Origin of the sequence: Bacterioplanoides sp. (assembly GCF_965219715.1) — a bacterium.
In the GTDB taxonomy this organism is placed as follows: domain Bacteria; phylum Pseudomonadota; class Gammaproteobacteria; order Pseudomonadales; family Oceanobacteraceae; genus Bacterioplanoides.
Genome location: NZ_CBDCOG010000002.1, coordinates 17,512 through 36,315, shown reverse-complemented (window position 1 = coordinate 36,315; position 18,804 = coordinate 17,512). Strand labels below are relative to the sequence as shown.

Genomic DNA, 18,804 nt, shown 5'->3' with positions numbered 1-18,804 from the left:
CACACAGGATCGCCTTCAAAAGGCACGGAGTCACGCCGGAAAGGAAAAATCCGGTTAATTAATACTGGTATCCCCTGAGCGTTTCCACCATACCGCTGCGGGTCGAAGGCAGGTCCCGGCCCAACACGGCATTCTCCCTGGCCTGCCGTTTTGATTTCAGGCTGCGCTTTATCTGCTTATCTTCGATAACTGCCCAGCCGCTGACCGGATCACCCTCATGCCGGCGGTTGAACACCTGAATGTTTTTGCGGATTCTGGCCTCCATGCGCCTGTTTCCGGTCCTGACCGCTTTGTCCAGCTTGCGCATCAGGTCATTGCGCCGCTTACTGAGCGCCGTCTCGTAACCGGTCATGGCACCACTGGCATCCCACATTTCCGATTGTCGGGCAGGAGCAATACCAAACACCTGCATAGCGGCCTCTGAGTAGCGGTAGTCGTCTTGCATCACCCGGCCATTCTTATCGACGATACCATTACGGGTGTAATCAAAGGCCCGGACTCCATCCCGGATAAATTTCGGCAGAATCCTCTGTATCCCTTTCATGGTGTCGCCCTGCGCCATTTCTGACAGGCCGACACTGGCATTGATGGCCAGGTTTGCAGCCGGTCCGCCGAACACATTGGTGAAGTAATACATGCCCTTCTGCCGGGCTGTCATTTCATAGCCCGGATCGCTGATCCAGAGATTATTCAGGCTGGTTCTGGTGTGCATACCGATATTAAAGGCACCATCAAACAGGCCTTTCGACAGAATGTGTCCCATGGTCGGGCCAACGGCATCTGCCAGATTGTTACGCATTTTTGTTTTGAAATCTTCCGGATCGTCTTCATCCCCGAATGCGGCCTGTAGTCCGCCCAGCACCATGGACATCCCCGGCAAACCTAATGCACCGGCAAAGGCAAAGTGCATACCCAGTGTTGTATACAGCACTTTCTTAGCCGCTGCTTTTTCCTCTGGTGTAGCGGCTTTATCCAGGAAACCCTCACGGAAGGCATTGCCCAGATGGAAAGTCATGTTCTGGCTGTATTGTTTGAAGATCAGCATGACCTTGGCCATGTTGCCCTTAAAGTGCCGGGGCCGGTTGTAGGTGCTGTAATCGAAATGGGCATCCAGCACCTGGTCTCTGACGTACTGCTGTGCTTTCTCCATATCCTCTCTGGTTTTCAGTGGATGCTTTTCTTTGTAAAGCCGCAGTGCAGTCAGAGCGATCAGCTGTCGGTTGAACACTTCGGCATTGTGGAAGAACATGCCGCTGGCTTTCATGGCCTTGTTCATCCACTCTCTGGATACCTGACTTTCCGGCTGAATATCGGTTCCCGCTCTGGCAGCAATATTGTGTGCCGGCGAGGTTTCGATGGTGCCGTCTTCAGTCAGTGCCCTGATAATGGCAATTTCGTCGGCAGTGATTTTGCCATCAGGGTCTTTGTTGTGCAGGGACAGCCAGGGATTATTCAGGAAATCATCGGCATCCATATCCTTGCTTAACTGGTTGCCGTTACGCACATAATCCATCATGGACGACATCATTATGCCGGCAGATTTCCGGAAACCATACTGACCCGCCAGCACTGGCAACCCGACCAGCACATTCTGCGTCATATTGACCAGTCCGGCACCGAGGGAGCCGCCCATGGTCATCAGGAACGAACCGTTGACAATGACTGCTGACAGGGCATTGCCCTTAGGATTCATATTTTCCTGGTGCCGCTTACGCATTTCGGTAGCGACAGCCCGGCCGGTGATCTTGTCCTCATCTGACAGCGGGCTGTCTGCGTTGGTTTCAGAGACTGCATCGTCCATCCGGTTCAGCTCTGACTCGATCTGCCAGCCATATTCAATCCGGCTCAGACGGTTACTGCCGTGTAATGCAACACTGTTAAAGGCGCGTCGGGCATTGGTATCAAAACCGGGCACTTTCCGGCGGTGCATAGAGCGTTTGGCGGCAGACAGTTCCGGCAGCATGGCCAGACTGAGCTGGTTGATCTCATCCATAAATTCCAGCTTTGCCTTGTCGTCTATGTTTTTCAGCCTGTCAGATTCCAGGGCCTGATAAATCTTTCCGGTAAACTCTGACACACCACTCAGCTGGCTGGTCTGTATCTCTGCGGTTTTACCGGTACTGACAATCTCATAACCCTGCCGCTCAAGCTCAACACGACCCATCTTCATCGCCTTCAGCGACTCAAAATGTTCTCTGTAGTGCTCACCATCTTTGGTTTTGGCGACAATGGCATACCGGCCAAAACGCATCAGAGGGAAGTACGGGCCATCGGCAATGCTGCGGGTGAACATGGCCTGTATTTCTGCTTTCAACTGTCCGGTCGCATGGGGATCGAGCTTCATGCCTTCCACCCGTTTATTCATGGCCTCCAGAGTGGCCTGAAACTGCTTTTCGTAAAAATCAGAGACCTGCTCAAACACCTGATGGCCCAGCTTGTTTTTCTTACCCAGCAGCAGGTATTGCTGTCTCAGCTGGTTATAATCGTTAAGCCGCTGCTGTTCTTCTTTGAGCTGGCGTTCCAGCCGGGTTTTATTGCGGCCATTCGCAGACTTTATCTTAGATTTCAGCTCGTCCTGAGTGCCGTATTTAGGCCGGTACGCCTCCCATCGGGGATCAACGCCGGCCAGGGTTGAGGCATACATGATGTCGTTGGTTTTCTGATACGCCCACTTATCTTTTGTCAGCTTGCTCCAGATTTTCTCAACGGCTTCGGCCTTATGTGCCCACTGGCCACGCAGGTTGCCCATGGCCTGAGTCAGCAAGTCAATTTTGGTCAGCGGATTTTTGTTGCCCTTACCCATGGCATCAAAGGTTCTGCTGAATACCCGTCTGATCTGGCGACCTCCGAGAGTTCCCAGTGCCCCAGAGTCCAGAATCTTGTCTTTCAGGGATGTCAGATTCTCCGCCGCCGCTTCCTTAAAGGCCTCCTTATCCATGCGGTTGGCCTTATCCAGTTTGTATCTTGCAGCTTCCGGTTTATCAGGAATACCTTGATTTCTGTCTGTGTTATCCTTTAGACTGAGTTTTGCTTCAGCTCCCACTTCAGAACGGCTGCGTGTAGGTCTGTTGTGCGTAGAGCCAGGTCTGTCTTGAGCCTGCCTGGTATCACCTGAAGCAGACACTTCAAACCCTGACAGCAAATAATGATTGCTGATGTTCGTATCTTCATTTACCAGAAAAGCTCTGTAAGGTCCCATCTCAATCTTTAGCCGTTCCTCCGGTACTCCATCCACTATTTTCCTGCTCCTGTCAACGATGTCACCTTTGGCCATTGTCTCTATGACTTTAAACAAAACCTCTTTGGCCTCGGCCTCCGTCAGTTTATTTTTCCGGATACGTGCTTCAATAATGTGAGCCAGGCCTTTCTGACCTTTCCTGACCTGAGCCTTTTTCTTCGGTGGCCACTGCCCTTCTTTCCCCCAGATCAGGTCTATATCACCAATATCAGGCCGGTGCATGGCAGAGCGAATATCTTTATGTGATTTCAGGACTTGTCTGGCAGCACGGATGCCTTTACGGACATTCTCATCAACCTTATCCAGATCCATCTGATAACGAATAGTCGCCTCAGACTGAGCCGGTGTTGTCCGACCGGTGGCAGACTCTGTTAATCCGGCCCGGCGTTTGGCATCAATGACCATCTGGCGCAGGTCGTTATCGGAGAATTTCAGGTTAGGGAAATGTTTACGAAGCCACTGTCGTATTCTGGCAACAGCCTTTTTCAGCAGGTTATTTTTCGGATCGGACTCAGCCAGGTGTGCCAGGTGTTCCTCTGCAAGAATCCGTCGCTGCTCTGCAGATGGTTTGCCGGCAATCTGGTTGGTGTACTGATCACGCATGGAGCTGATCTGGTCCGGCGACAGGGACCGGTAAACCTGATCCAGTACCGTATCCAGGCTGTCACCCAGCAGACTGCGCAGCCCCTTGTGGCCAACGGCTTCATGCAGGGCTGTCCGGATACCATCAGCCACACTGCTGGCATTACCGGCAACCACATAAACCTGATCTGTTACCGGATCGTAAACGCCTTTCACTCGTCCGGAGACACCATCCTGTTCGATCTGCCGTCGCAGGTGTTCCGGCAGTCCGGCCTCAGTTCTGACAACGGTCGCAATATGGCTGATGGCCTTCTCAAGTTTTCCGGCAACGGCCTTAGCCTGATAGTTTTTCTTCGCTGTCCTGCTGTCTGACAGGCTATAGCGGCTGGCTACCTGAGCGTACTGACTCAAGTCCTGAGTCTCTGATTTTATTTTTTCCAGCCCGGCATCAACGGTTTTAGCAATGTCCTGTTCCTTCCCTTCCGGGGCATACTGCAACCTTTCCAGCAGACGGTTGACTCTGGATAGCTGTACCTGATGGATAAGGCGGCTGGCATCGTCAGTAGCAGTCTGCACAGCAGAATCATAGTACTGCTTCTCCTGCTGTAGCTGACTGTACTGAGGCAGCTCTTTTGCTGCTTCATTGGTCTGGTTGGCAGAACCCAACTCTTCCAGCAACTGCTGATTACGGACTTTCTTCTGCTCATATTCCTGAGCGTATCTAAACGGTTTGTCCTTCTGCTCTTTCAGCCCCTGAATCTCATCCGGAATCTGCTTCAGGTTGCGCTCATCGTTTTCACGGATTTTATCAATCTTACTGATCGCACTGTTCAGGCTGGTGAACACACCGGAAATCCGGAAAGTGCCGTCATCATCGGTCAGCCGGTTGGTTATAGCGGCATATTTCGTGCCACTTTTACCGGACAGATAGACGTCCAGTGCCGGCTGGCCTTTGTATTCGCTGACCATGTAAGACACCTCCATACCACGGTAGGTGCCCAGTGGTGCCTCATCCCGGTTCATGCCGATGGCATCATTCACTGTCTCTGTCACCGCTTTAACCGCATCGGCAGTTTTGGTGTATCTGGTGCCATCAGTGTTGATGTACGAAGGGATAACCGTTCCTTTTTTATCCTTTCTGACCGGTTCGACTGCACCGAAATCCTGCCTCATTTTTTCGACAGATTCAGTCAGCCGGTTCTGCTCCCGCTGCTTAAACTCCATCATCATGCCGGCATTAAGCTGTTCCTGCTGATGACTGCGGCGCAGGTTCTGCAAGGTGCCCAGACGACGCTGGATTTCCACCTGCTCCAGAATGCGGGGATCGCCGGAGCTGGCCGCCTTCATTTCTGCGGCACTGGCCGCTTCACCGGCTACGTCCTGAGCCTCACGGACGCTGGAATCACCATTTCTGATCTGCCCGATAAACTTCGCCTTAATCTCCAGGGTCTGCCACATATTCACGTCGTAGGTCATTTCGGTGCTATAGCGGTTGATGGCCACTTCGAAATTCTGCGGATCACGAATATACAAGCGGTTGCCCTGGCGGATAATCCGGCCTTCTCTCTGCTCAAGATCAGAGGGTCGCCATGGTGCATCCAGGTGATGCAGTGCGACCAGACGCTCCTGAACATTGGTGCCGGCCCCCATTTTTGCAGTGGAACCCATCAGGAACCGCACCTTGCCACTGTTGACGGCAGCAAACAACTCAGCCTTTTGCTTGTCGGTACTGGCATCATGGATAAAGGCGATCTCTGATGCCGGCACCCCTTTGCTGATCAGCTTCTTCTTCACGTCGTTATAAACATCAAATTTTGCCCCGAGCGAGTTGATGTCATCCGGATTAGTCCGGTCAATCAGCTTCATGGCCTTATCCGCATTCACCCGGTCATCACCCGACATTTCCAGCAGCAGGTCATACAACTCCTCCGGATCGGTGTTTTTGATGCGGTTTTTCAGGAAGGCGTTATCTGTCAGCTCAGTGAGTTTTTCCCGGAAATCCTTTATGGATTTATCCGCAGACCTGCCTTTCGGTGTGGACAGGTCGCAGAACACCAGTTGTGTGCCCTTGTCATCCGCCCACTGGTGGTAATTCTCCATCATGGAGTCAACGGCCTTATTGATCTTGCTGCCGGCAAAGTCCGGAAGCTCCGGATAAATCATCCGCATATCCAGAGCGGCTTTACGGGCATCATTGGTGGCCTTCAGGGGATTATCCTCTCTGGGATCATCGGGCATGTCACCGAACCGTCGCTCGATGTCTGCCATGTATCCTTCCTGATACAGAGACCTCTCCGCCACTATGTTCGCAGGCCTGTCACCTTTGATATTCGGGACGTGCTTGCCTTTCCCTTCTGCCGCCAGTGCAGCAATGATGTCGTCATTATTGATAACATCACTGAACTCTCTGCTCTGCTGCATGAGTTCAGGGATATTGATGAAGGTGGCGAAGCGGGACTCAGGCTCATATTTGCCGGACGGTTTGCGTTCCAGTTTGGTCTCAATCCTGCCAAACTGCTTTGCCCAGGCATCGAAGTGCGCCAGCCCCTGCTTTTTCAGAGCCTCGTAGCCGAGATACCGCTGCATGGTATACATTTCCGCCATGGAATTGCTGATCGGTGTACCGGTGGCATAGACCAGTTTTCCGCCCCTGCTGCTGATGGCCTGAGTCTTGATGAACATATCAGATGCCTTGTTGCTGCCGGTCGGGTTGATGTTCTTCACACGGTTCATGGAAGTCTGGAACTCCAGGTTCTTAAATTCGTGTGCTTCATCAAGGAACACGGCATCAATGCCCAGCTCCTGAAAGGTCAGTCCGGTATCTTTATCAGTGTTTTCCAGCAGCTTTTTCAGCTTCTCCTTCAACCGGCCCCTGGCGTTAGCCAGCTCTTTGGTGCTCCGGGAATCCTTACCCTCTGCCTCACGGGCAGCGATTTCAGATTCAGTAAGGTCTTTCAGTTGCTGTCGAAGGAAGGCTTCCTCTGCGGCAGGATCACCGGGCAACTTGCCGAAACTGCTGTGTGAAACAATCACTGCATCCCAGTCACCGGTCGCAACCATGGCAAACAACTGTTTCCGCTTCCTGGCGGAGAAGTCGTTGGCTGTTGCGGCCAGCACTTTGGCGTTGGGATACAGCAGGGCAAAATCCGCAGCCCACTGCTCTACCAGATGGTTGGGCACCACTATCACCGGCTTTTTAGCCAGCCCCATGCGCCGCATCTCCATGGCACCGCCGATCATGGTGAATGTCTTGCCGGCACCCACCACATGATCCAGCAAGGTGGCCTGGTTCTGCACCATGCGCCAGATCGCATTGCTCTGTGTGGTGCGGAATTTAATGATGTCGTCAGACACCTTGCCGGGAAACGCCAGATGACTGCCGTCAAACGTGCGGTTGACGGTGGTGTTCATGGTGTCGTTGTAGGTTCGGACTAGCTGGTCACGCCGCTTCGGGTCTTTCCAGAGCCAGCTTTCAAACTCGCCCTGAATTTCCTCGGCTTTCACGTTGGCGGCTTCTGTCGCCTTTTTATCGGTGATCAGGGTATCGTCCGGGCCTTTCTTTTTGACCACGATCTGGCGGTTATTCAGGACCCGTTCGATCAGCCAGGCCGGGCTGGCTCCTTCACTGCTCCATTTCCGGATCAGGTCGGATCTGGTGCCATGGCCATTGAAAAACCATTTATTGGTTTGCGGCACAAAAGAAACTTTGGCATCACCACCGGTCAGATGCTTCCAGAAATCCATGATGACAGAAGGGGGTTGCCAGGCACCGCCCATCCTGACATTGATGTCAGTGGCCTGCACATCCTTCGGAATGACGGCCTCAAGGGCTTTAATATTCTCCCTGAAGTCGGTGCCAAGTTGTTTGCCCAGATCATCAAAATGACCTTGCGCCACCATTTCCTGAGCCTGGCGCAGTTTCTCCTTCACATTGCCGGACAGGTAGGCATCTTTGGTCTGCCATCCGGCCTGCGGATCATGGAAAATCTGGCCTTTCAGCTCCTGATACAGTTCTGCCCTGTCCTTTCCGGTCAGATTTTCCATCATCGCCATATCGACCTTTCCGGTCTCAGACAGGCTGATGATCAGGCCGGACTGGCCGCTGTCGGCGGTTTTTGGAGAAGAGTAGGGGGATTGAGTTCGGCGGGTGAAAATATCGGCTTTGGTGGCCTGCTCTTTGCGTGCGGTCTGGCCGGTCTTAGCGGCTACCTGCTTGCTGATCTCTTTCTCGTATTTGCTCTCCAGAGCCAGCAGCATCGGCGCAATGGTGGGATCGCTGTTATACAGCAGTCGTTTGTTAGCATCCCGGTTTAATGCTTTGTTCTTCTTAACAAATTCATCGTACTGCTGATTCAGCTTATCTCTTAACAGCTTCAGCTCATGGTCTGCCACTTCAGTGATCTGCTTCTGAATCAGCTCCCTGGCGGTTCTGGCCATGGGTAACAACTGGTTCAGTTTAGTAATATCACCTTTCTTATAAGCAATAAACTCGCCGTTGCTATTGGTGTAGCCGGTCACCGGCACACCATACTGTTTGCCTTCCACGTCCGGATCACGACGCATCAGTTTGCCGTCATCGGACAGATAGATACCACCGACATCAGCATGATTGATGTCCATGCTGGTATCCGGTGCCAGATCAATGCTGACGTTGTGCTCCGGGTTAAAGATACGTTTCGGCAGTTGACCAATGCCGTCGTTCAGGGCCTTTTGCCAGTCATGACCTTCTCTGACTATAACCACATCCCTGGCACCGGGGCCGTACATGCCGGTCTCACTGGTGATGGCATCGCCCAGTATCCGGTCCGGGTTGTCGGAAAAATACTGGTTAATGTTCATGGTTGATCCGTCAGCCCCGGTAAATGCAGCCTTATTGCGGAAATCAATCTCTGTGGCAGGTGGTGCCTTCAGTTGTTCCTCACTCAGGGGAATCTCCCGCTTCTGGAAAAACAGCAGATCAGTAGTGACATCGGTATTGGCATTCGATTTGAAGGCGTTGCCGGGCATCCGGAAGGCACCTGTCAGCTTCGCATCCCGGAACATCCGGTCACGGCCTTTCTGGTTGTAATTGCTGTCCATCCAGCCTTTGGATACAACCACACTCATTACCCCACCAGGGCGCAACGCATCCATGGATTTAGCGAGGAAGTAATTGTGAATGCGCCAGCCGGAAATATCCTTCCGTTTGGCATCTGTAATGGTGGTTGATCCGAATGGCGGATTAGCGACCACTATATCGTAGGAGTTGTTGGCCAGATCAAAATCCTGAAAGGCCACAGGGGTATTGATCTTTGCGGAGGGATACAGCTTGCCGGCGATCCTGCCGCTGATCACGTCCAGCTCAACGGCAGAGATATTGGAGTTACCACGCATATCCGGTGGCATCAGGCCAATGAAATTGCCGGTGCCTACTGAGGGTTCCAGCACACGGCCATAATGGGCACCAAACTGGTTGGTAGCGGTGTAAATGGCATTAACGATTTCCGGTGTGGTGTAGTGAGCGTTGGGAGTGGAGGCCATTGCAGCCTGGTACTCATCTTCTGTCAGCAGCTCCTTCAGCAGCTTCGCCTTCTTTCCCCAGCCTTTGCGGGTCTTACCGGCCTCATCAGGGAATGCAGCCTGCAGGCCTCCCCAGCCTACATATTTCGCCAGCACTTCCATCTGTTCAGCAGTGGCCGGACGATCTCCCAGTTCCTGCAGCAACCTGATGGCAGCAATATTGTCATCAAACCGCTGAGTTTCACTGAAGGATTTACGACCACCGCCGGCTATATCTTCAGCGATTTTGCTGTCGATAGTGAAGTCAGTCGCTCCGGACGCTACACCTCCGGTTCGCTGCCTGAGGTCGGATTCGCTGGTTGTGGAGGCTCCGGATAAATCAGCTCCCTTTCCACGATCTCCCTGGCTTCCAGATGGTTCAGCCCCTGTCCGGTCAGTGTTACCATCATTTCCGCTGCCTGGCCTGCTACCTTTTCCGCTTCCTGCTTCAGCCTGCCCTGTTGTTTCAGCATCCTGTACTTTGCCGGCAGGTGTTCCTGCCAGTGATTCATCGCTGCTCTTGCGTCCGGTCTCATGTTTTGCTCCTGTTGTCTCTGGTGCAGAAAGTTCATCAAATGCCTGAAGCACCGCTTCCAGGGCAGTCTTTGACTCTTTCGGCAAGCCGAGTATATCCCGAACGGCATGAACAAATGCACTCCAGACGCTCTGATATTTCCCGTATTTAATGGTTTTAAGGTATGCCTGAAAATCAGCATTTCCCATCGCTTCAGCAATAAATTCCTCAGAATCTTTCATGCCATAATCGTTGAGATGACCGTTTCTTAAAGAGGCACGGAACACAACATCGTATATGTCATGTATGCGGTCTATCGGATTGGATAAATCCAGATCCCGTGCGTGATACCGGTCTGACAGTCTGCCATCAATAGCGGCATGGGTGATTTCGTGCAGCAGAGCACCGGCATATGTATCGAACGAGACAAGCCCGCCCAGCTGGTCAAGAGCCTTTATATTGACCGTTTTGTTATCGAACGTATACAGACCAAAACCAGATTTTCCTCTAAGTCTGAGAATGGCATAACGGGTTGCTTCGTCCAGTCCTGACACAGCCTGTTTCAAAAATGCCTTATCGGCATATCTGAAGGGAACGTTGATACCGGAATCCTTTAGTTTCTGCGCCACTGTTTTTCTGACACCCGATGTATTTTTTATCAGGTAATCCAGTACCTGTCCGGTATTTGTAAACTGACTGATCGCCTTATCTAAATCCTTAACATGAGAATATTCCTCAGCAACAGACGTTGTTTTCTCTGTTTCTTCAGTGGATTGGGGAGCCAGTTTTTTAATAACAGCATCCACGGCATCGGTCTGAGACCAGACTGACTGACCGGCACCTCCTTTCTGGTAAGCATCGCCGGTATCATTTTCCGTAACGATCATTACCCAACCGCCGCCTTTTGTATGACTAAGGTCTTCAGTTTGGTAGGTATACCAACCTTCCGTGACGTGCTGGCCAGCCAGCAGAGCATCACGGAGTTGTTGTTCAATACTGTCCCAGTCGCCTTTCAGAGAAGCAAGCTCTAAAGGTTCTTTACCGGCCTGCGCCTTCACTTCTGCTTCCACCGTTTTGGCAGTCTCCGGATTCAGCTTCTTAATGCCGGAAATATCCGGTACACCGGGACCATCATCCATCTCTCCCGGCTGCTCTGTTATTCCTCTGGCAACCTCTGTTTTTCCGGTTCCCGGTTCCACACGGCCTGATTCAGCAGTTTTATTAACTGTTTTTCCTGCCGGCGTTTCACTCGCCGCTGTTTTTTGCGGCTTGCTGCTTCCTTTTGATACGCCATGACCTTCTCCTGCTGACTGAGACGGTGCAGTTTCAGCAAGGCGTTCTAAAAATTCTTCCCTGGCACCTGTCAGCCTGATTACCGGATCGCCTTTTTTTGGCTCAGCACCGCCTTCAATGATCATTTGTTCAGGCTTGCGGTACTGAATCACCCGCTGGCCTGTGTAATCTGTTATCTGTGCCGCCTGCCCGGGTTCCAGATTAGCAGGCACCATGATGGTTTCAATGGCTCCCCGATTTTCATAGGACAGGTATTCCCAGTTGATGCCGGACAGATCGGGTATTTTCCGGATAACGAAATAGCCGGAATCACCGGACACATAATGGGTCTTTTCCAGTCCCAGTTTTTTCAGTTGCGCTTTTGCATTGCGTGCTTTGTTCCAGGCCTCCCCTTTTCCGTTCCCGATCACTTCTTTATCCTGCAGGTTCTTCTGGCGAATGGTGGGCAGTTTGGTCGGTTTCGCTCTTTTCGATGGCTGGTATTTAAAGAAACCATCCCTGATAGCATCCACATAGCCGGTCAGTGCTCTGGCAGACAACCGGTTGCCGCTGTCATCAACAAAGTGGAAATCGCCTTTGCCCTCTTTAATGGTGAGTCCGGATTCTGCCGGATCATGGTGCAGGCCATTATCCCCGATGAAATGATTAATCAGATGCCTGCTCAGGAAGCTGTTCTTAAACCGTTCCTTTTTCTTAGCCTCCTGTCTGGCTATATCCTGCAACTCCCTGGCCTTTTCCAGAGCGGCTTTGCGTTCTTCCGCTTCAGCCGCCTTACGCTGGCGTTCTTTATCCTTCCTGATCTCCTCCAGTGATTTAAGCCGTTTCTTCTCTCCGGCCAGAAACATTAAATGGCCATCCGGTGTCCGCCACCATCCATCCATGCCGGCATCAGGAACTTTCTTAACCAGCTGTTTTTCACCGCCCTTCGGACTGTACAGGTGGGTCGCTTCAGATTTCGGATAAGGTTTTGGCCGGCGAAATTCTTTTTCCTTCTCTTTTATGCGACGGTCTTTTTCGGCTTCAACGTCTTCACGCAGTTTCTTCAGTCCTGGAGGTTCCGGCTTATTGGTGGGTTCGTAGCCTGGCCAGTCATCCTTATACAGGAAATCACGACCCGGGATAGGCTGAAACTTTCCGGCCCTGTCAGTAATCTCATTCCGGCGGACAGTGATATACAGGGGTTCACCGTCTTTCAGCTCAACAAACCGAACCGGCTCTTTGTTGCCACTGGAGTCAGTGCGGATATGGGTAGCTTCCAGAGCGGCAAATTCCGTGCGTGACTGATTCTGATAGCTATGGCTGACCGGCTGATCCAGCCAGTCATCAATGATCCGGTCGAACTGGTTTTTCTTTTCGGCCTCTGGTTTTTTATGTTCCTGGCCGGTATCCTCTGTACGCTCGGGAATCTGCGGCTCAGATGCTTCTTTATTGGCTTCACGCTGTCGGTAACTACGCAGCATAAGCTCATTCAGGGCTGTCCTGCCTTTCTCTCCGGTGATATGTTCGATCGCTTTGATCACACGCTTACGAACTAACTTTCGCTCGGCCTTAAACAAATCGACCAGGCTACCGTACTTTCTGCCTTCTGCCACAGCCTGTGCTGCCTGCCGACGCTGCTGTTTCACGGTAGGATTTTTCAGGCGATGCTCTGTGTTCGCTAACCGTTTCAGGCTTCCCGGTAGCCAGCCAGCTTCTAAACGACGCTTGATTTCACGTTTTGCCACTTCACGGCGAGATCTTTTCTCAGTAGCTTTGGGTTCCGGTCGATACTCCCTTCGGCCCTGCTCAAGACGGGAGGCCTGCTTTCTTCGCTCTTTCTCAGAAGGTGTAAAGGTTTCCACCTTAACAGGTATGGAATCTTTCGCCATCTGCTGCAATGCCGACTCAATTTCAAACCTGCTGTCTTTCGGGAACTGCCAACTGGCCAGAGTCTTATTAAAAAATCCGCCAAGATCGCGCATTCTGGCAGACTCTGATTTCATGGCACCACTGACCATGAAATGGTCATCAGAAGCAGCCCATACCTGATACGGGCCTATCTCTACCTGCTGCCAGTGCCGTTCATTCAAACGACGCTGATGGAGCACCTGCTCCTGCTTCTCCTGCTGCCTGCTCTTACGCTGCTCCTGTTCCAGCTTATCAGCCATGCCTCTTTTAGCAGTTTCCGCTTCCTGCGCTTTGGCTATGTATTCTCTGGACTGCTCAGACACCCTCTCAAATGCAGGCTCCACAGATACATCCAGGTGAGCCTGAAGATCAGAAATACGTTTAGTGACCGCATCCTGCCTGGCCTTACGACGTGCTGCCAGGATTTTCCTGGCTGTCGGTCTTACCCATTCTGCTGCCAGCTCCCGACTGAACTGTTGATCGCTCTGCCGTTGCGCTTTAGAAGCGGCCAGTTCTTTTCTGAGCTGTCGTTCCTGCTCAGTCTGACGACGACGCTGTTGTTTGCGCTCAGTTTTCGGATACCTGGTTTTAGCTTCAGATTTTTTCTTCTGCCTGGCTTTTGGCTTTTTCGCCATTGATTCCAGAGAGGACAGCACATCAACACGGCGATTTCTGGGGAATGACCAGGTGCCTGATTCATCCCGGTAGCCACCCAGATTATGCATCGCTCCGGATTCATCCGGGTCGATACCACCTACAGCAAATTTATCCTTACCGACCGGCCAAACCTGATACCGGCCAATATTTTGCTGCTTAAAGTGGATTTTCTCTGTCAGTAACGTCTGAACACGACGACGTTCCCGTTCATAGGTTCTGGCTTCACGCTCTTTTTTATCACGACGTTCCTGTTCTGATTTCAGTTTATGGTACTTACGCTCTCTTGCTGCTTCCTCCGCCCGTATCTGATTTTCTTTGTAACGACGATCTTCTTCCTGCTTACGGATCAACGCTTCTTCCTGCTTCTTTTTCTGAGCCAGACTCTCACGATAAATCGCTAATGCTTTACTACTGCCAGCCATCAATTTTCCACGCTCTTTCAGAGAAGCCATTCCCCGTAAATGCTTTCCGAACATTTTCCCGACTTCCATTTCCTGCTGAAGCTGTTCCCATGCCTGTTCCTGCTGGTCAATGTGCTGTTCCTTCTTACGCGCCTGATACCGCTCCTGCAGGGTGGGCTGAGGCAAAGGCCTGCGGGCTGCTCTTTCTTCCCGTTTGGCCTCAATCTGACGACGGATGTTCAGCATCCCGTCCTTAACGGGCTGTGCGGTTTTCCTGAGCTGCAGCTCATTCATGGCAATGCTGGTCTCGGTGCCGCCCAGGGAGACACGGTTGATCCAGTCATCAAACTGCTCTTTGCTCTGGAAATACTGCTGGTTTTTGCGGTGGTCGTAAAACAGCTGGTAGTGATTAACCTGATCCTGTTTCTTCCTCAGCTGGCTCTCGTAATATCCGGCCAGAACATCATTGCCGCCTTTCGCCATGGACCTGCTGTAGTCTGTCTGAGCCTTACGGTATTCATTTCGGGCAGTGGAAAGGCGTTTTTCTATATCAGGATAAACCCAGTTCCGGGCATTTGAGGAGGGCTGGCTCTGGCCGGTATCACTTTCCGGATCAGGCCTGCCTTTCTTCCTCCTGGCGACCTGTTCCGCAGTAGGGGCTTTTGCAAACTCCTTCAGGTTCCGGTGTCTTTCACGCATCTGCCGGGTCAGTTCCAGAGCCACCTGGTCACGTTCAGTGTCCTTCAGGGATTCATCCGACAACTGCTGTTTCAGTTTGTCGATCTCGATGTCGGCATCGTTGATTTTGACCTGCACATCTTCTTTTGTGGCAATCCTGCCCGGACGGGAAGCAAGGCCCAAAGAGCCGCCGGTCAGACCGCCGATCACCATGCTGCTGACAGCCTCACCGATAACACCATCCATGACATCAATATCCCGTTCTGCCACTTCGGCCTGAGCTTTGTTCGACAGATATTCCTGTCCGGCAGTCTGAGTAAATTCTTCCACGGACTCAGCCATGCCGCCGCGAATGGCATTACTGATCCGGCTGGTTGCTCCCTTGCCCAACAACATTTTTGCTTCCATGGGGTTGGCAATATTGCCGGTAACCGCTCCGATAAGTGCAGACAGGCCCCTGCCACTCAGGCTGACCTCTTTCGCCAGCCGTTTTCTGGCTTCAGCTTCAGCCATGGCCGGATTATCCGGGTATCGCGTTGTTTCCTCCTGCACCAGTTTCTGAAAGGGAGCCAGCTTCCGGATTTCCTGATCCGGCATATTCATTACTTCGCCATAGCTCTGGGATGCGACACTGCCGACCATCATGGCACTGCTCATGCCACTGAATCCGGCATGGGTGCCCACGCGGGTTCCTGCTTCTGCGGCATTGATAATACTTTGCGCACGGTCGTAATTTTTTCTGGCGGTCAGAGCCCTGATGCTTTTATCGCTGCCGGAGATCAGACGACCTGCAACAGCACTGCCGGCACCGGCCCTGCCGGCCAGGCCCACTGCCTTGCCCAGCAAACCACCGCCCACCACGCTGGTTCCCACGGAACCAAGGCCCTGCATAGTCAGACCCAACAGACCACGGAAACTTGAGTCGTCTTTGATGGAAAGACCGTTTTCCCGGTCGTAATCAAAACCGGTGTTCTCCATCTCCTCCAGAGTGGTAGGCGACACCTGCTGCATAGATTCTTCAGCGCCTGTCCGCATCCAGTCAGCCAGACGGTTACTGTGGCCAAGGGTGAATCCCTGTGCGGTATCGGCAATGGAACTGAGCAGACCGGCTTTCAGGAGGTTAAGGGATTCCCCGGCGAAGGTGGCATCCGGATTACCCTGTGGCGCAGTATCCTGATCAAACAGGTTTTTAACTTCCTGCTGCTCGTAAGGCGCAAAATTCGGCGCAATGCGCCGGGCAAAGAAATCATTGCGCATCGCCTCACGCTGAGAATCGTCGCTGCCCTGGTACTGAGCACCTTCGGTGATGCCCTGCCATTCCTGTTGCCAGCTCATTGCGCACTTACTCCTGACCGTAATTGTGACCGATATTCAGCTATACGTTTTTGTCGTTCCTCTTCTTCTTTCCTGGCTTGTTCCCTGGCTTGATCAATCTTCTTCTGAAGTTCAGGGGCTTCCCTGGCTATCCGGTTACGCTGATCCATATACCTTTTCCTGACCTCTTCGTCATGGAGATAAGGGTTATCACCGGAATTTGAGCCTCTGTGGCTGGTAAAACGAATTCCTTTAGGCTTTTGATTGTCTTCTGAATTGTGCGTTTCTTCAGGCTTTGGTTTTGGTGAGGCCTTCGGATTTGGAGTTTCTTTCGGTGTTGGATCAGTCGTTTCTTCCGCATCAGATGTCTCTTCCATGCCCTCCTTCAGATGCTCAGGTTGCAGCACACCCTGTCCCTGTATGGGTGTTTTTTGTGAACCGGTCGCCTGGTCCGGTTGCGGTTCTCCATAGTATTTTCTGGCGTATTCATCATTAAGACTGCCGGTACGGGTTTTCACGTTATTCCATGCTTCAGTAACATCCATGGGTTGCCTTCTGGAGCCATCAGGGTTTATGTACCGCTCAATAATTCTGCCATTCACGTCCCACCAGGAAATTTCGCTGCCATCTTCCAGCTTCATCGAGTCCTTACGGGTCCCGGCACCTGAACCTGAACCTGAACCTGAACCTGAACCTGAACCTGAACCTGAACCGGCACCGGATTTGTTGATGTATCCAATATTTCTGTAACCGGACTTACTGCCTTCCTGAATCAACATTCCGTTCTTTTCCAGCAGCCTGAAGGTTTCCTGGGTTTCAGGGGTTTCCGGTAACTGCCCACCGGCCTGCAATATCTGCGCCCCGAGTTTCAGACCAAAATCATCTTCTCCCAGGACACTGCCCATGGTGGTCATAAAGTCCTGATTGCTCATGACCAGTGGCGGATCGTCTTTATCACTGCTGCCGAACTCGGTTAAAGGTGCTGTGCGCAGGACCTGCCCTGTGCGGCCATCCACCACATCCACGTATGGCACAAAACCACCACTGGTCATTTCACCTAACTTCGAGCTGATGCGCTTCTGCTCGTTGTAACCAACATTGCGGGACAGGATTTTCTGTACATCAGGACTGGCGTTCATTTTGTCCACCACCGCCTGTTGCATCATCTGTTTCTGTTCTGCATTCATGCCCTTATACATGTGTGACACCGCAGCGAAATTACGCAGGTCCTCCTGCTGCTTCTGTTGTCTTTTCAGGGCATCGCGCCTGGCTTTGGAGTCAAAAGCGTTGTTCATGGCGGTCATGCCGCCGGTAAAACCACTCAGGAAGGCGTTAGCTGCGGACATGGCGTTTCTCCAGTTTTTTCACTTTCTTCGACAGCTCCTGAGTGGCACCGACGAGGGTCATAATCGAATCGGGCAGATCAACGTGTTTTTTGTCCGCTGTAATCATGGACTCCGGCATATCCTGTACCATACCGCCGATATGCCCCTGCTCCGGACGGCCTTCGGACATACCGGATTTGTAATCAAAATGCTTAACATCAAAGGATTCGATGTCTTTCAGGTTTTTTTTCGTGCTGGCCTTACGGATATTTTTTTTGGCATTTTTGTCCGATGCAGCGGCGGGTATTGCCGCCAGTGATGCACCGCCGGTATAAGGTGCCGCCGCAAGAGCAGCAACGGTGCCGATGGCGCTCATCATGTCACTCTGGCTCTGTGCGTAGAGCTGCTGGTTCTGGCTGTTCCTGTTGGCCTCCAGATTCGCGGCACTGGTCATACCGGAAATGGCCCCGGACTTAATGCCGGAGCCCAGGGTCATCAGGCCCTGCTGCAGCTGGTCATAACGGGCCGTAGTGGCATCCCGCGCCATACCCTGAGCACCAATCTGCGTTCCCTGAGCCGACAGGGCAGAGCTGGCATCCATCGCAGCCTGCTGATCCTCTGACAGCTCTGTTCCGTAACGGGCCATATTGCGCTCACTCATGCCCAGGGTCGCCTCATAGGATTTATTGGCAGCGATACCGGCTTCATCTACGCTCTGGCGGATATTGGCATTTTTGTTGGTCACCTCATCCAGCAGACTCTGTTCCAGCGGCTGGAACCGTTGCTCAAAATCCTCCCCCATCCAGTTAACCATCGCTGCCTGTTTATCCTGAGCTTCGGTGCTGATCTCCGGGGCTGAAGCACACATAGTTATCACCTGCCGTCTATAATTCGGAGGTAATGACCCGGGAAGTCATTACGACAATGAAAGTTCTGCAGGGCTGCCTGATAAGCAGCCTTTTTTTTGACCGGGAAATGAGTAGAATCATCCCTTTTGCAGGACTTTCCCCATGAAAAAATGGATTATTCTGTCGCTGGCTGCGGTGCTGGCGGGATGCGGTGCCACGCCTTATCACAGAGGCTACGGTGATTCACAACTGGGTCCTGACACTTATCGCATCCATAGTGTTGTCAATGGTTTTTCTGCCAGGACCAGAGCTGAGGGTATCGCCCTGTTGAGGGCCGCTGAAATCGCCTGCGTAAGAGGCTATGAAGGATTTAAAGTGACAGAAAAAACAGCACTGTACGAAGGGTCTATCACTCACGCCACAATCACTGTTGATGTCACCCCAATGGTCAGCGAATACGATGCCAGGTTCCTGCTTGACTCACTCAGCAGACAGCTTGAGGCAAAAATCCGGTGCAAATTCTAATATC

The 18,804-nt window shown here is 52.2% G+C and carries 4 protein-coding genes; 1 reads left to right on the top strand and 3 read right to left on the bottom strand.

Annotation, left to right across the window (positions count from 1 at the left end; translation table 11 throughout):
* Nucleotides 1–58 precede the first annotated feature (58 nt).
* The 3 genes from ACOQOZ_RS00395 to ACOQOZ_RS00385 are packed head-to-tail and all read right to left on the bottom strand — an operon-like array spanning nucleotide 59 to nucleotide 18,295.
* Complete coding sequence (locus ACOQOZ_RS00395; RefSeq protein WP_420588251.1) at nucleotides 59–16,123, bottom strand: PLxRFG domain-containing protein; 16,065 nt, start codon at nucleotides 16,121–16,123, stop codon at nucleotides 59–61.
* Nucleotides 16,120–17,397, bottom strand: coding sequence for a hypothetical protein (locus ACOQOZ_RS00390; protein ID WP_420588250.1), 1,278 nt, complete (start codon nucleotides 17,395–17,397; stop codon nucleotides 16,120–16,122). Before ACOQOZ_RS00390 ends, ACOQOZ_RS00395 begins: the two co-directional genes overlap by 4 nt.
* A gap of 37 nt (nucleotides 17,398–17,434) precedes the next feature.
* The gene (locus ACOQOZ_RS00385) at nucleotides 17,435–18,295 is read right to left on the bottom strand and encodes a tail fiber domain-containing protein (protein WP_420588249.1); all 861 of its coding nucleotides are present in this window, start codon (nucleotides 18,293–18,295) and stop codon (nucleotides 17,435–17,437) included.
* 142 nt (nucleotides 18,296–18,437) lie between these two features.
* Here ACOQOZ_RS00385 and ACOQOZ_RS00380 point away from each other — a divergent pair, with 142 nt between their 5' ends.
* On the top strand, nucleotides 18,438–18,800 hold the full coding sequence (locus ACOQOZ_RS00380; protein ID WP_420588248.1) for a CC0125/CC1285 family lipoprotein: 363 nt from the start codon (nucleotides 18,438–18,440) through the stop codon (nucleotides 18,798–18,800).
* Nucleotides 18,801–18,804: the final 4 nt, after the last annotated feature.

Excerpts from the sequence above, each read along its gene's own strand:
- ACOQOZ_RS00395 (WP_420588251.1), bottom strand. The coding sequence starts at position 16,123 with ATGAGCTGGCAACAGGAATGGCAGGGCATCACCGAAGGTGCTCAGTAC.
- ACOQOZ_RS00390 (WP_420588250.1), bottom strand. The coding sequence starts at position 17,397 with ATGAACAACGCTTTTGACTCCAAAGCCAGGCGCGATGCCCTGAAAAGA.
- ACOQOZ_RS00385 (WP_420588249.1), bottom strand. The coding sequence starts at position 18,295 with ATGTGTGCTTCAGCCCCGGAGATCAGCACCGAAGCTCAGGATAAACAG.
- ACOQOZ_RS00380 (WP_420588248.1), top strand. The coding sequence starts at position 18,438 with ATGAAAAAATGGATTATTCTGTCGCTGGCTGCGGTGCTGGCGGGATGC.